General features: G+C 42.5%; 17 protein-coding genes and 1 tRNA gene. 11 read left to right on the plus strand and 7 right to left on the minus strand.

Annotated elements, in window-relative coordinates; genetic code table 11:
* Nucleotides 1-2: 2 nt before the first annotated feature.
* Complete coding sequence (locus M3P07_RS12175; RefSeq protein ID WP_249970186.1) at nt 3-446, minus strand: retropepsin-like aspartic protease family protein; 444 nt, start codon at nt 444-446, stop codon at nt 3-5.
* 51 nt (nt 447-497) lie between these two features.
* Between M3P07_RS12175 and M3P07_RS12180 the strand changes: the two genes are divergently transcribed.
* The 11 genes from M3P07_RS12180 (at nt 498) to M3P07_RS12230 (ending at nt 7,478) form a co-directional block, all read left to right on the plus strand.
* Entirely contained in the window at nt 498-1,088 is a 591-nt protein-coding gene (locus M3P07_RS12180) for a hypothetical protein (RefSeq protein WP_249970187.1), read from the plus strand.
* The gene (locus tag M3P07_RS12185; protein WP_249970188.1) at nt 1,085-1,852 is read left to right on the plus strand and encodes a TatD family hydrolase; all 768 of its coding nucleotides are present in this window, start codon (nt 1,085-1,087) and stop codon (nt 1,850-1,852) included. The genes M3P07_RS12180 and M3P07_RS12185 overlap by 4 nt, the downstream gene beginning before the upstream one ends.
* A gap of 3 nt (nt 1,853-1,855) precedes the next feature.
* Nucleotides 1,856-2,887 (plus strand): asparaginase, encoded by a 1,032-nt coding sequence (locus M3P07_RS12190; RefSeq protein ID WP_249970189.1) that lies wholly within the window; start codon nt 1,856-1,858, stop codon nt 2,885-2,887.
* Nucleotides 2,888-2,956: 69 nt separating this feature from the next.
* Nucleotides 2,957-3,044 (plus strand) — tRNA-Ser (locus M3P07_RS12195).
* 78 nt (nt 3,045-3,122) lie between these two features.
* The gene (locus tag M3P07_RS12200) at nt 3,123-3,857 is read left to right on the plus strand and encodes a MotA/TolQ/ExbB proton channel family protein (protein ID WP_249970190.1); all 735 of its coding nucleotides are present in this window, start codon (nt 3,123-3,125) and stop codon (nt 3,855-3,857) included.
* Between the two features lie 27 nt (nt 3,858-3,884).
* Nucleotides 3,885-4,322, plus strand: a complete 438-nt coding sequence (locus M3P07_RS12205; RefSeq protein ID WP_249970191.1) for a hypothetical protein — start codon at nt 3,885-3,887, stop codon at nt 4,320-4,322.
* A 12-nt stretch (nt 4,323-4,334) separates the two neighbouring features.
* Nucleotides 4,335-4,940 carry an ExbD/TolR family protein gene (locus M3P07_RS12210; protein ID WP_249970192.1) on the plus strand — a complete coding sequence of 202 codons (606 nt, stop codon included), beginning with the start codon at nt 4,335-4,337 and terminating at the stop codon, nt 4,938-4,940.
* A gap of 11 nt (nt 4,941-4,951) precedes the next feature.
* A complete protein-coding gene (locus tag M3P07_RS12215; protein WP_249970193.1) occupies nt 4,952-5,434 on the plus strand; it encodes an ExbD/TolR family protein in 483 nt (160 codons plus the stop codon).
* A gap of 182 nt (nt 5,435-5,616) precedes the next feature.
* Nucleotides 5,617-6,237 (plus strand): ExbD/TolR family protein, encoded by a 621-nt coding sequence (locus M3P07_RS12220; RefSeq protein WP_249970194.1) that lies wholly within the window; start codon nt 5,617-5,619, stop codon nt 6,235-6,237.
* A gap of 10 nt (nt 6,238-6,247) precedes the next feature.
* Complete coding sequence (locus M3P07_RS12225; protein ID WP_249970195.1) at nt 6,248-6,727, plus strand: ExbD/TolR family protein; 480 nt, start codon at nt 6,248-6,250, stop codon at nt 6,725-6,727.
* Nucleotides 6,728-6,794: 67 nt separating this feature from the next.
* The gene (locus M3P07_RS12230) at nt 6,795-7,478 is read left to right on the plus strand and encodes a porin family protein (protein WP_249970196.1); all 684 of its coding nucleotides are present in this window, start codon (nt 6,795-6,797) and stop codon (nt 7,476-7,478) included.
* Here M3P07_RS12230 and M3P07_RS12235 read toward each other — a convergent pair.
* The 6 genes from M3P07_RS12235 to pyrH form a co-directional block, all read right to left on the minus strand.
* A complete protein-coding gene (locus tag M3P07_RS12235; RefSeq protein ID WP_249970197.1) occupies nt 7,473-8,075 on the minus strand; it encodes a hypothetical protein in 603 nt (200 codons plus the stop codon). The genes M3P07_RS12230 and M3P07_RS12235 overlap by 6 nt on opposite strands.
* Nucleotides 8,075-9,532, minus strand: a complete 1,458-nt coding sequence (gene rpoN, locus M3P07_RS12240) for an RNA polymerase factor sigma-54 (protein WP_249970198.1) — start codon at nt 9,530-9,532, stop codon at nt 8,075-8,077. The genes M3P07_RS12235 and rpoN overlap by 1 nt, the downstream gene beginning before the upstream one ends.
* 43 nt (nt 9,533-9,575) lie before the next feature.
* The gene (gene asnS, locus M3P07_RS12245; protein WP_249970199.1) at nt 9,576-11,009 is read right to left on the minus strand and encodes an asparagine--tRNA ligase; all 1,434 of its coding nucleotides are present in this window, start codon (nt 11,007-11,009) and stop codon (nt 9,576-9,578) included.
* 88 nt (nt 11,010-11,097) lie between these two features.
* Complete coding sequence (locus M3P07_RS12250) at nt 11,098-13,494, minus strand: efflux RND transporter permease subunit (RefSeq protein WP_249970200.1); 2,397 nt, start codon at nt 13,492-13,494, stop codon at nt 11,098-11,100.
* A gap of 75 nt (nt 13,495-13,569) precedes the next feature.
* Nucleotides 13,570-14,124, minus strand: a complete 555-nt coding sequence (gene frr / locus M3P07_RS12255) for a ribosome recycling factor (protein WP_249970201.1) — start codon at nt 14,122-14,124, stop codon at nt 13,570-13,572.
* 41 nt (nt 14,125-14,165) lie between these two features.
* On the minus strand, nt 14,166-14,873 hold the full coding sequence (pyrH, locus tag M3P07_RS12260; protein WP_249970202.1) for a UMP kinase: 708 nt from the start codon (nt 14,871-14,873) through the stop codon (nt 14,166-14,168).
* Nucleotides 14,874-14,900: the final 27 nt, after the last annotated feature.

Genomic DNA, 14,900 nt, shown 5'->3' on the forward strand with positions numbered 1-14,900 from the left:
TTTTATTTTATTCTTAAGAACAAACACTTTTTATCGTAATCGATGACCGCCTTTCCTTTTTTTAGGACGTCGGCGCCAATAATACCATCAACCGGGAGTGAGTTATGCGAGGTTAGGGCTTGGTTGACATGAACCAGGTCGAAGAGGACAATTTTTTGCTTTTTTTTGGACCATTCCCCAATCTGGATTTTGTTTTTGGAAGAAACCAGGGTTTCCATTTCTGTGGCTCCGGCCCCAGCTGCCTTAATATCGGACACCTCGGAGACCATTTCGAAAAACTCGATTTTATCCATGCCCACACAGGTATTGGATGCCCCTGTGTCTAAAATAAACCTTCCAGAAATCCCATTGATCTTGGCAGCTATCTCAAAATGATTGGTTTCCGTCAGTACCAAAGGGATGCGGACATATTTTTTGGATTTCAAGAATTTTTTGAGTGATTTCATCCACAATTTTTCTTAAAGATAAACCTATTTTTGCGGTAACAAGAAATGCCCATGCGGAAGATATTTGCAATTGCACTTTTAGCAATTTTGATTGGTTCGTGTAAGGAAGAACAAAAGGAAGTTGGCAAGGTTGAAATGGTCAAAAGCTATATTGATGCCTTAAACGAGTCAAACTACAATGCTGTGGTTTCAATGTTTGCCGACAGTATCCGTTTGAACGAATTGGTGTACAAGAGTACATTTAGTAAAGAGCAGTATGGTAATCTATTTCAATGGGATTCAGTTTTTAAACCCCGATATAAAATTCTGGAGATACAACTGAAAGAAGGTGTTGTGGAAATGCGGGTAAGCAAACAATGCAAAAGAATCCATTTTTTGAACGGGGAACCCATAATCACTAGAGAACAGGTGAAATTTGATGCGAACAACATCCATAGTATTGATATTGTTGAATATGTAGTCTTCAACGACAGCTTATGGACTAAAAATAGAGCCGAATTGGTTTCTTGGACCTCCAATAATCATCCAGAACTTGATAACTTTTTGTTTGACCAAAGTTTGGAAGGGGGAGTAAAATTCAAGGAAGCCATTGATAGATACCAGCAGGCACATCCCCAAGAAGAATCCTATCGAAAGTTATGATTATAACGGATACACATACCCATTTATACAGCGAGGCTTTCGACGAAGATCGTGAAACCAGCATTCAAAAAGCCATGGATTTGGGCGTGGAGCGATTCTTTATCCCGGCAATTGATTCCACCTACACTGATGCTATGTTTGAACTGGAAGCGAGCTTCCCGGACAATGTGTTTTTGATGATGGGGCTTCACCCAACGCATGTTAAGGAAAATTATAAGGAGGAACTGGCCCATGTGGAGCAATTGCTGTCAGAGCGAAAGTTTTATGCAGTTGGGGAGATAGGAATCGATTTGTATTGGGATAAAAGCTTTTTAAAGCTTCAACAACAAGCATTTGTATATCAAATTAGATTGGCCAAAAAATATGGTTTACCTATTGTAATCCATTCGAGGGAATCTTTTGATGAGATATTTGACGTATTGGAACAGGAAAAGGATGATAAATTATTTGGAATCTTTCACTGTTTCACGGGGACTTTGGAGCAGGCTCATCGGGCCATTTCGTTCAACATGAAATTGGGCATAGGAGGGGTAGCCACCTTTAAGAATGGAAAAATCGACCAATTCCTGAATCAAATTGATTTAAAACATATTGTTTTGGAGACCGATGCTCCCTATTTGGCGCCGGTACCTTTTAGGGGAAGGCGCAACGAAAGTTCATATATCTTAAAGGTACTGGACAAACTTTCGGAAATTTACGGAGTGGATCAAGAGGCCATTGCTGCAATAACCACGGAAAATTCAAAACAGGTTTTCGGTATTTAATCCATGGAAATGAAAACAAATATTCTACTGATCTATACGGGAGGTACCATTGGAATGGTAAAGGACTATGAAACAGGAGCCCTCAAAGCTTTCAATTTTGAGGAGTTGGTGAACAATATCCCCGAATTGAACCAGTTGGATTGCAAGATTGAGGGACTCTCGTTTGAAAACCCTATTGATTCATCTAATATGAACCCAGGTTACTGGTCGGATATAGCGGGCATGATCGAAGAGAATTACAATGCCTATGATGGTTTTGTGGTTTTGCATGGAAGTGATACCATGAGTTACTCCGCATCGGCGCTGAGCTTTATGTTGGAGCATTTGGCCAAGCCGGTGATCTTTACTGGGTCGCAACTCCCAATAGGGGACCTGAGAACGGATGCCAAGGAGAACCTGATTACATCTATCCAGATAGCGGCGCTGCGGAAAAGGGGTAAACCAGTGGTTCAGGAAGTGGGCCTTTACTTCGAATATAAATTGTACAGGGCCAACAGGACCACCAAGATCAATGCCGAACATTTTGAGGCCTTTGCTTCGTTGAACCATCCTCCTTTGGTGGAGTCCGGGGTTCACCTAAAGGTGCACCATTCCTATTTATTAAAGGGGCCGGCTAAAACCAAGTCCCTGCAAGTACATAAAACAATGGACAACAATGTTGCGGTGCTTAAAATGTTTCCCGGTTTAAACAAAGAGGTGCTGACTTCAGTTCTTAGTATTCCCAATCTAAAGGCGCTCGTGTTGGAAACCTATGGGGCAGGAAACGCTCCAATGGACGAATGGTTTTTGGATGGATTGAAAAATGCGGTGAAAAAAGGATTGCATATTATTAATGTGACCCAATGTTCGGGGGGAGCGGTAGCCATGGGGCATTATGAGACCAGTGAACAGCTAAAGGAAATGCAATTGGTTAATGGAAAGGACATTACGACTGAAGCTGCCGTTGCCAAGGCGATGTACCTCTTGGGAAGCAAGGTTTCCGGTAAGCTCTTCAAGACAATTTTTGAGACTTCACTAAGGGGTGAAATGGTCTAAAATTAACTCCTTAAATTTCGTTAAATAATTATTTTTTCGTTTATTGCTCGGCCTATACTGTGATTAAACAGAGAGGTGGCCGAGTGGTCGAAGGCGCACGCCTGGAAAGTGTGTATACACCAAAAGTGTATCGAGGGTTCGAATCCCTTCCTCTCTGCTAGGTATTAAAATTTTTTGGTATTAAAATTTTTATATCTTTAACATTATTAACTAACTAAATTTAAGTTTTAGAAAAATGAAAAAATTATCCTTTACTCTGGCTGCTGCCGGAATGTTTGTGATGGGAACTACAACTGCATCAGCGGCGATGTTTCAAGATGAAGCCGCGGCCGAAGCCAGCAAAGGTTTCACCCAAGTATTGAAAGAACAATTTATCCAAGGGGGTCCTGCTTTCATGGGTATCGTACTTTTATGTTTGATCTTGGGATTGGCGGTTGCCATTGAGAGAATAATTTATTTGAACCTAGCCAGTACAAATTCTTCCAAGCTTAAGCAGCAAGTGGAAGATGCATTGGCTTCCGGTGGTGTTGAAGCGGCCAAAGAGGTGTGCAGAAACACAAAAGGACCTGTTGCTTCCATCTTTTACCAAGGATTGGACAGAGCAGGTGAAGGACTGGAGTCTGCCGAGAAAGCTGTTGTGGCCTATGGTGGGGTTCAAATGGGACAATTGGAGAAAAATGTATCTTGGTTATCACTGTTTATCGCCATTGCGCCCATGCTTGGGTTTATGGGTACGGTAATCGGTATGATTGCGGCCTTCCAGAAAATTGCGGCTGTAGGTAACTTGAGTGCCTCCTTGATTGCTGGTGATATCCAGGTAGCGTTATTGACTACCGTATTTGGTTTGATCACTGCGATTATCCTTCAAATTTTCTATAACTATATCATTGCAAAAATCGATAGTATCGTAAATGACATGGAAGACTCCTCTATATCTTTGATAGATATGTTGGCAGCACACAAGAAATAATTACGAAACTAAAAACTATCGAGAGACATGAATAAAATAATTAAAATAGTGCTTATCGTCATAGGATTGGTTGCAACCGTTCTATGGTTTGGTATGCCGTCAAGTGATGATCCAGATGCCATAAACAGCGGTTCAATGAACTTCATGTTTATCATCATGTATCTTCTGTTGGCCATTGCTGTGGTATCAACAGTATTCTTTGGATTTAAAAAATTGCTTTCAACGCCAGGTAGCCTTAAAAAGACTTTGTTTGCTTTGGGTGGATTGGCGATTGTAGTAGCGATTTCTTACGGACTTTCTTCTGGAGCTGAAGCGCAGGAAGTGGCCGAAGCTATGGCTGATAAAGGTGCAACCGAAAGCACGGTTAAAAACATCGGTATGGGATTGAACGTTTTCTTTATCCTTACCGCTGTAGCCGTTGTTTTAATGGTTTTCCCAGGCTTGAAAAAAATGTTCGTTAAGTAAAAATTAAAAGTTATGCCTAGAAGAAAAGGAGCACCAGAAGTGAATGCCGGTTCTATGGCAGACATTGCTTTCTTGTTACTTATCTTTTTCTTGGTTACCACAACCATTGAAACAGATGCGGGATTAGATCGTATGTTGCCACCTATGGAGCCGCCAGAGGAGGATGTGGTGATCAAACAAAAGAACATTTTTACGGTTAACATCAATAAAAATGGTCAATTGTTGGTCGAAGACGAATTGATGGATTTGAAGGGTTTAAGAAAAGCCGCGATGGATTTTCTTGAAAATGGGGCTGATGGTTCCTGCAACTATTGCCAGGGAAGAAAAGACCCAGCTTCGTCCGATAATCCTTCAAAGGCAATTATCTCTTTAAAAAACGATCGCGAAACCAAGTATAGCACATACATTACCGTTCAAAACGAGTTGGTAGGTGCCTACAACGACTTGCGAAACCGAGAGGCCAGCAAGCTGTATGGTCGTGATTTTACAGATATGGAGGCGGAATACCTTAATCCGGAAACACCTTCAAGTGTAAGAGATGATTTGAAAGACAAAGTTAAGCGCGTACAGGATATGTTTCCACAGAAGCTGTCTGAAGCGGAAACATCAACCAATTAAAGTAATATAGAATGGCAAAATTTGCAAAAAAAAAGGACGGGGATTTGCCTGCGGTATCCACTGCATCATTACCCGATATCGTCTTTATGTTACTGTTTTTCTTTATGACGGTGACCACTATGAAAGATAGTTCCTTGTTGGTTGAGAATACGCTTCCGAATGCTACGGAAATCAAAAAATTGGAGAAGAAAGACAGGGTAATCTACATCTATGTTGGGAAGCCAACACAAGAGTATCAAAAGGTCTTTGGAACTGAGCCAAAGATTCAATTGAACGATAAGTTTGCCAATGTCGATGAAGTAGGCTCCTATATTTTGGCCGAGCGTGCCAAAAAACCACAAGAATTACAAAATGTATTGACTACCGCATTGAAGGTCGATAAGAATGCAAATATGGGTCTTATCGCAGATATCAAGCAACAGTTGAGAGAAGTTAACGCCCTAAAGGTCAACTATACGACCTATGAAGGAAATGCTTTCAACAATTTGCAGTAGACAATAACTTAGATTTAGTGGAAAACGCTCCAGGTTGTAAACTTGGAGCGTTTTTTTATTGCCATTAAGCAGTTTCTGTCCTTACGGTTAATTGGAACTTCCAAGAATTGGAATAATTCTTGTGATGGATTGGTAAGGCCCATTGGGCCATTTAATCCGAAGTCCAACTAAACATTTTTATTATGGCTAGAAACAATGAAATACCGGAGGTAAATGCCGGTTCCATGGCTGATATTGCCTTTTTACTGCTCATTTTTTTCTTAGTGACCGCGACCATCCAGACTGATATGGGCCTGAATCGGAAACTTCCCTCCAAAGAGCCCACACCACCTATTCTCGTCAATGAACGGAACATTTTACGGATTGTGTTGAACAAGAATGATCAGCTCATGGTAGAAAGTGAAATTATGGGTATTGATGAGCTGCGCGCCACCGCAATTTCCTTTTTGGACAACGGAGGTGCTGCCCAAAGAGCCCAAGAGCCCTGTAACTATTGTAAAGGGACAAACGACCCTGCTTCTTCAGATAACCCAAGTAGGGCAATAATCTCCCTAAGCAGTGATCGGGAAGCTACCTATGGTACCTATGTAATGGTGCAAAATGAGCTAACAGCTGCCTATAATACCCTTAGAAATAGGGAGGCACAGCGGCTTTTTCATCAAGATTTTGTTGAAATGGAAAGACAGTATTTTGACCCTCAAACGGACAAAGCTGCCAAAAAGAAGCTAATGGAGAACATCCTGGCGATACGGGAACTATTCCCAATGCAATTATCCGAAGCGGAAACCAAACAAATCCAATAAATCGACGACTATGGGAAATTTTAGAAGAAATAAAAAGAAATTGCCGGCCATTTCAACAGCATCCTTGCCGGATATTGTATTTATGTTATTGTTCTTTTTTATGACGGTGACAACCATAAAGAACACCCCAATTTTGGTTGATAACAATTTGCCTAAGGCCGATCAAATAAAGAAACTGGAAATGAAGGAGCGGGTGATAGAAATCTATGTGGGCAAACCCACGGAGGAATTGTCCAAGGTCTTGGGATCCGAACCTAAAATTCAATTGGACGATAGATTGGCCCATGTAAATGAAGTGGCTCCTTATGTACTTTCCGAAATTGCCAAACGCCCGGATGCTATCCGGAATACGATGACAGTCTCCTTAAAAGTGGATAAGAAAGTTAAAATGGGCATTGTTTCCGATATTAAGGAAGAACTCCGTAAGGTAAACCTGCTCAAGGTAAACTATACGACTTTCGAGGGGAACCAACTTTCGCAATTGCAATAAGGCCCATAAATTTGAGTAAAAAACAATCCAATTGTGTATTTTGGATTGTTTTTTATTTCCACCTGACATGAGAAAACTTCTTCTTCTTTCAATGCTTGGATGCTTTAGCGTATCGGCTGTTTTTGCACAGACTGATCAAGCGGTGGATGACCGGTATCTCGAAGACCAATTTTATATTGGAATGGGTTTTAATTTTTTGTTGGAACGGCCAGACGGCGCTGTCCAAAGAAGTCTTTCGTATAATCTTCAAGGTGGGTTTATAAAAGATATACCCTTGAATGTTCGCAGAAATTTCGGTCTTGGTTTGGGCCTGGGGTATGCTACAAATTCATACTATACCAACATAAGGGCGGACGAAGCTGGTGAAGCCATAACTTATGAGGTGGTAGGGACAGATGCTATTGTTCGAAGCAAGTTGGAAACCCATGCGCTTGAGCTTCCCCTAGAACTACGGTGGCGAACATCGACCCCATCGGAATTTAAGTTCTGGCGCATTTATGCAGGAGCCAAGTTGGGCTATGTTTTTTCAGGACGATCTAGACTGGTTTTGGATGAAGGGACAGAAGGTTTTGCAAATTCCGATATCCAGAAATGGCAATATGGGTTAACGTTGAACTTTGGATATAACACTTGGAATATCCACGCCTATTACGCCCTAAACCCTTTGTTGGAGAATGCCCAAATCATTGGGAGTGGCGAATCCATAGATATGCGTGTACTACGGATTGGGGTCATTTTCTATATTTTATAGCCAGTATTTCAGAATAAGCAGTTGGGAAACCATTCCAACAATGAACCCTACCAATAATTCAGCTTTGCTATGTGCCTTTAGGTAGAGCCTGGAAGTGGCTACCAATCCCGTTAGGAGGGTAAATAGACTTATGCCCAGCGTAATGTTTTTCTCAAAATGGATGCTAAGCCCGATCATAAACATGAGCAGACTGCCCATACCCAATAAGTGCATGCTGGTTTTTACCCTAAAAAACAACAATATCAATGCCGCGCCGGTGGCAGTCAGCAAGCCAGTAAAATAAAAGAAAAGTTCGTTAACATAGTTGTTTGGGATTACCTTGTACAAGATCATCAAGAATAAAACACAGCTAATGTACAGCGGGTACTTGCGTTCTTGTAAGGTGGGGAGGAAGATGGAATTGATTACCCCTAAATTCTTTAGAATCAGAAAGAAAATAATGGGTATGATAACGGTAAGGATAAAGATGGGTAGGATATTGCCGCTTTGCACTTCCAAACTGCTGTAGGGGGTGAGCAGGAAAAACAGCAAGGTCCCTCCGATAGGAACAAAAAGCGGATGAAAAACATAGGAGATAATACTCAGGAAATGGCCCATTAGATTTGTTTTCTTAACCGGGCCACTGGAATTCCAAGTTGCTCCCGGTACTTGGCCACGGTTCTTCGCGCTATGGGATAGCCCCTATCCTTCAATATTTTGGCTAATTTATCATCTGTCAAGGGTTTCTTTTTCTCTTCATCTCGTATAACAGTCTCCAAAATCTTCTTGATCTCTTTGGTAGAAACATCCTCCCCTTGCTCATTTTTCATGGCCTCGGAGAAATATTCCTTAATGAGTTTGGTGCCATAAGGGGTATCCACATATTTGCTGTTGGCCACCCTAGAGACGGTAGAAACGTCCATGCCGATTTGGTCTGCGATATCTTTCAAGATCATGGGGCGCAACTTGCGCTCATCCCCGCTCAAAAAATATTCCCGCTGATAGTTCATGATAGCACTCATGGTGACGTACAGGGTTTGCTGCCGCTGTTTGATCGCATCGATGAACCATTTGGCAGCATCCAATTTCTGTTTAATGAACAGGACGGTATCTTTTTGCGCTTTGGACTTTTCCTTGGAATTTTTGTAGCCTTCCAGCATATTGCTATAGTCACGGCTTACGTGAAGTTCTGGGGCATTCCTGCCATTTAATGTTAGTTCCAGTTCCCCTTCTACGATCCTGATGGAGAAATCCGGGACAATATGCTCGATAATCCGGGTACTGCCAGCATAAGAACCTCCAGGTTTGGGATTCAGTTTCTCGATTTCGGCAATGGCATCTTTGAGTTCTTCTTCCGAAATGTGGTGTTTTTGTAAAAGTTTGGAGTAGTGTTTTTTGGTAAACTGATCAAAGGACTTTTCCAATATGGTAATAGCCAATTCTATCGCTGGTGTCCTTTCCTTTCGTTTCAGTTGGATGATCAAACACTCTCCCAACGATCGTGCAGCTACCCCCGGAGGGTCCAACTCCTGGACCGTTTTTAGCACCGCTTCAATATTGGTTTCCTCCACATAGATGTTCTGCGTAAAGGCCAAATCGTCCATAATATCCGAAAGCGGCCTTCTTATATATCCACTTTCATCCACGCTACCCACCAAAAATTCGGCAATGGCCCACTCTTCGTCATCCAGATACGTGGTGTTGAGCTGGTTGATCAAATATTGATTAAAGGAAATGCCGGAGGCGTAGGGTACACTTTTCTCGTCATCGTCTGCGCTGTAATTACTGGTTTGGGTGCGGTAATCCGGAATCTCATCATCGCTGAGGTAATCATCGATGTTGATTTCGTCAGCTGTTATTGTTTCACTGTCCGCTGAATCATCATAGGCATCCTCATACGCGTCATCCATGCCTTCCTTTTCCTCTTTTCCGCTCTCCAGGGCAGGATTTTCCTCGAGCTCCTGTTTTAATCGTTGTTCAAAAGCCTGGGTGGGCAATTGAATCAATTTCATAAGCTGAATCTGCTGTGGGGACAGTTTCTGGGAAAGCTTGAATTGAAGGTGTTGTTTTAGCATAAGAAATTACCGTATACCTCTTCTATAAAATTACGCAATCCGATTAAAACTCGGCATTTTGGGGGAATCTGGGGTAGGGGATCACATCCCGGATATTTCCCATTCCCGTGGTAAACTGAACCATGCGTTCAAACCCTAATCCAAACCCACTATGAACAGCAGTACCAAATCGTCTTAGATCCAAATACCACCACAGTTCCTTTTCATCAATGTCCAGGTCTTTTATCTTTTGTTGAAGCACTTCCAAACGCTCCTCTCTTTGGGATCCCCCCACAATTTCTCCGATACCGGGGAACAGGACGTCCATGGCGCGAACGGTTTTTCCATCTTCGTTCAATCGCATATAGAACGCCTTGATGTTGGCCGGGTAATCGAACAAGATCACGGGACACTTAAAATGTTTTTCAACCAAATAGCGTTCGTGCTCGCTCTGTAGGTCGGCACCCCACTCATCAATCGGAAACTGGAATTTCTTTTTCTTGTTGGGCTTGCTATTTCTCAAGATGTCAATGGCTTCTGTATAGGTAACACGCTTAAAGTTGTTGTCCACAACAAACTTTAATTTTTCTAGCAGTGACATTTCCGAACGCTCGTTTTGGGGCTTGGTTTTCTCTTCATCCAAAAGTCGCTTTTCCAAAAACTCTAGATCATCCTTACAGTTTTCCAATACATATCTTAGGATGGACTGGATAAAGTCCTCGGCCAAATCCATATTGGCATCCAAATCGTAGAAAGCCATCTCGGGTTCAATCATCCAAAATTCAGCCAAGTGACGCGATGTATTGGAATTTTCCGCCCTAAAAGTGGGGCCAAATGTATATACATTCCCCAATCCCATGGCATAAGTCTCCGCCTCTAATTGTCCGGAAACCGTAAGGTTGGTTTCCTTCCCAAAGAAATCTTGGGAGTAATCCACTTCTCCTTTTTCATCGACCGGACTGTTTTTGGGGTCCAAAGTGGTAACTCGGAACATTTCGCCGGCTCCCTCTGCATCCGACCCGGTAATTATAGGTGGGTGCATATAATAAAACCCTTGTTGCTGAAAATACTGATGTACTGCAAACGCTAGGGCCGACCTTACCCGCATAACAGCAGAAAAAGTGCTGGTACGAACGCGCAAGTGTGCTTTCTCCCTAAGAAACTCCAAGGAGTGTTTTTTAGGTTGAATGGGATAGGTGTCAGGGTCTGCAGTTCCATGAATAAATACATCAGAAGCTTGTACCTCCACACTTTGTCCCCTCCCTTGGCTTTCTACCAAAGTCCCTGTAACCTTTAATGCGGCTCCAGAGGATATCTGCTTGAGCAAATTCTCGTCAAAATTTTCAAAATCAACTACACATTGAAGGTTGTGAATGGTAGATCCATCGTTCAAAGCCACAAATCGGTTGCTTCTAAAGGTTCTTACCCATCCGTTTACTTCAACCCGCTCTCCTATGGGTTGCTTTGCAAGAAGTTCTTTTACAGAATAAGGTTTCATTATGATCTTAGGTAAATTAAGCGGTAAAGATAGGTTTTTGGTCAAAAAAGATAGCAATGCAAGTGGCAATAAAAGAACCCCCTTTGCGCTATTTGTCCTTGAGATTGACCTCCTCTTGTGGAAGGATGTCTATCTGCGGCTTTTTAAGTACCTGTTTGTTCGCGATACTGCGCTCTAAGGAGAGGAGTAGGGAAGGTAACAAAACCAAGTTGGCGAGCATGGCGAAAAGAAGGGTTGCTGATACCAATCCTCCCAAAGCCTTGGTACCTCCAAAGCTGGATATGATGAACACTGAAAATCCAAAAAACAGTACGATGGATGTATAGAACATGCTCACTCCGGTTTCGCGCAGGGCACCATAAACCGATTTTTTAATGTGCCATCGGTTGGCTGTCAATTCCTGTCGGTATTTGGCCAAAAAGTGAATGGTGTCGTCCACCGAAATACCAAATGCGATGCTAAACACCAAAATAGTCGATGGTTTAATTGGAACCCCAAGATAGCCCATGACCCCCGCAGTGATTACCAAGGGGAGTAAGTTGGGCACAAGGGAAATTATGATCATCCGAAACGACCGGAACAAATAGGCCATGAACAAGGAGATAAGCCCAATGGCCAATGCTAGGGAAAGCAACAGGTTTTTTACCAAATATTTGGTCCCTTTCAGGAATAGCAATGCCTTACCGGTCATATATACATTGAACCTTTCCGCGGGGAAAAACTTGGTTATCGATTCTTGTACATCTTCCTCTATCTCCTCCATGCGGTCAATTTTTACGTCCTGCATAAAAGTGGTCAACCTGGCGGTCTGCCCGGTACTGTCCACAAAACTTTCCAAGAGGTCCCCATCACTTGAGGATTTTCGTGCCACATCCATGATGAAAGTGTTCTCTTGGGAAGTTGGTAGTTGATAATATTTTGGAATACCGTTGTAAAAAGCCTGTTTGGAATATTTGACCAAATTGACCACGGACAAGGGTTTGGAAAGTTCCGGAATTTCCTCGATAACGGTTCCCAATTGATCCATTCGGCGTAGGGTGGCCGGTTTGGTAACCCCATTTTTCCGTTTGGTATCCACTACAATTTCCATGGGCATGATACCGTCAAACTCCTCTTCAAAAAATCGAATGTCCTTAAAATAATGCGTGTTTTTGGGGAGATCTTCGATCCTACTTCCAGTAATCTTGATTTGATAAATCCCAACGATACTCAATACCAAAACAATCACTGAAGTGATATAGACCCCAATCCGGTGGTTTCGGACAATATGCTCCATCTTGTTGACGAAAAAGTCAATCCAGCGTTTGTTGAGGTGTTTAAGGTGCTTCGTTTTGGGAAGCGGCATAAAGCTATAAACAATCGGAATGATCAATAAGGATAGAATAAATATTCCGACGATGTTGATGGAGGCCACAATACCAAATTCCTTAAGCAGATCACTGTCCAAAATGATAAAGGTGGCAAAACCAGAAGCGGTGGTAATGTTGGTCATCAATGTAGCATTCCCAATCTTGGAAATCACCCTTTGCAATGAAAGCGCTTGGTTCCCGTGTTTTTTTACTTCTTGCTGATATTTGTTGATAAGGAAGATACAATTCGGGATTCCAATAACAATGATCAACGGTGGAATGAGCGCGGTAAGTATGGTGATTTCATATTGGAAAAGACCCAAAATACCAAAGGCCCACATCACCCCAATGATTACCACAAACATAGAGATAAAGGTGGCCCTGAAACTTCTAAAGAAGAAAAAGAAAATAATGGATGTGACCAACAGCGCGGCGCCAATAAAGATTCCAATCTCGTCCACTATGGATTTGGTGTTCCAAGTTCTGATATAGGGCATACCCGAAACACGAACATCCAAGTTGGTCTCTTGCTCAAAGTTATTTACCAAATCGCCCAGGTCGTTTAGGATAAACTCGTTCCGAACAGCGGTGTTCATGATATCCTTATCCAAATAGGCGATGGTCTGGATGGTTCCGCTTTCCGCATTATAGATCAGGTTATCGAAAAACGGAAGCTCCTTAAAAAGGTGGTTTTTCAGGGAGTCTATGGCTTCTTTGGTCTCAGGGGCCTCTTCAATCAAGGGCTCCATGACAAATACCTGTTCTTCGTTGTCCTTTTTTAAGACTTTTAGATTATCTGTGGAAACCACATAGTCAATTTCCGGAAAGGCATCCAGCTGTTTGCTAAGCTTGTTCCAACGATTAAAATTACTTGGAGTGAACAGGGAGGAATCCCTGACGGCCAGAACGATTGCATTCCCTTCCTCGCCAAAAATGCTCTTAAACGCATTGTATTGGACCGTTGCAGGATGATCATCCGGTAGAATATTGGCCTCGGTATTGGAAAACTGCATGTTTTTCCATTGCATGGCCAGAAAAACAGTGAATGCAGCAACAGCAAGAAGGATAAGAATTCTATTGCGTAGAATTAGACGTGCGACCGTGGGCCAGAATCCTCTTGTAAGCTTTGCTACCATTTGATTTTAATTGGGCGCAAAGGTAGAAAATGATTGGTTGTGTTCCTAAGGAAAGCGAGGGCTTGTTTCAGGAAACTAGACTTTCATGATCTCTCCTTCCTTTACAGTAAGGATAGCATCAACTTTTTTACTAAAGGTATCGGTAAGCTCTTGGACATCAACCTCTGCGTTGCTCAATAGATCTTCGGAGATCTCCAGCTTTTTAAGTTCCTTGTTGGCATCCTGCCGAGCATTTCTGATGCTCACTTTTGCATCTTCGGCTTCGGATTTTGCCTGTTTTACCAACTGAATTCTGCGTTCTTCCGTGAGGGGTGGTACATTAATGATTACCATTTCCCCATTATTCATTGGGTTGAAGCCTAAATTGGCATTCATGATGGCAGTTTCGATTTCTTGAAGAAGCGACTTTTCCCAAGGCTGTACCGAAATGGTTCGTGCATCCGGGGTATTGATGTTGGAAACCTGTGAAAGTGGGGTAGGGGACCCATAGTATTCTACCATAACGGTAGAAAGCATTACTGGGCTTGCTTTTCCCGCTCGAATTTTAACCAAAGCTTTTTCCAAGTGGGATATACTCCCTTCCATACTTTCCTTGGTGGTGTCAAGAATAAAAGTTACTTCTTCGTTCATAATCTTAAATTTTAACTTCTGGCATCAAACCTTGTACCAATCTATAAATTGACAACGGTTCCAATGTTCTCCCCAGAGACTATTCGCATAAGGTTACCCCTTGTGTTCATATCAAAGACTACAATAGGTAGCTCGTTTTCCTGGCTTAAGGTAAAGGCCGTGGTGTCCATTACTTTCAATCCTTTGGACAGGACATCGTTAAAGGAAATGGAGTCAAATTTGGTGGCTGTTTTATCCTTTTCTGGGTCGGAAGTATAGATTCCATCCACACGCGTCCCTTTAAGGATTACATCGGCCTTGATCTCTATGGCCCTCAAAACAGCGGCAGAATCCGTAGTGAAGTAGGGGTTTCCTGTTCCTCCCCCAAAAATGACCACTCTGCCTTTTTCCAAATGGCGCATTGCTCTTCTTCGGATGAAAGGTTCCGCAACCTCATTTATTTTTATGGCCGATTGTAAACGTGTTTCCACCCCTTGTATCTCCAGGGCGCTTTGCAATGCCAAACCATTAATAACCGTAGCCAACATCCCCATATGGTCTCCTTGAACACGATCCATGCCCTGGCCGGCACCCGAAAGTCCTCTAAAAATATTACCGCCACCGATAACAATCGCCACCTCGACGCCTTTGTCAATTACGGCTTTAATGTCTTCTGCATATTCGGAAAGTCGTTTGGCGTCGATGCCGTATTGTTGTTCGCCCATAAGGGCTTCTCCACTTAGTTTTAATAAAACTCTTTTGTATTGCATTCAGGATGTGTTGAAGTCCGGACAAAA

This window comes from Flagellimonas myxillae (assembly GCF_023502235.1).
Taxonomy (GTDB): domain Bacteria; phylum Bacteroidota; class Bacteroidia; order Flavobacteriales; family Flavobacteriaceae; genus Flagellimonas; species Flagellimonas myxillae.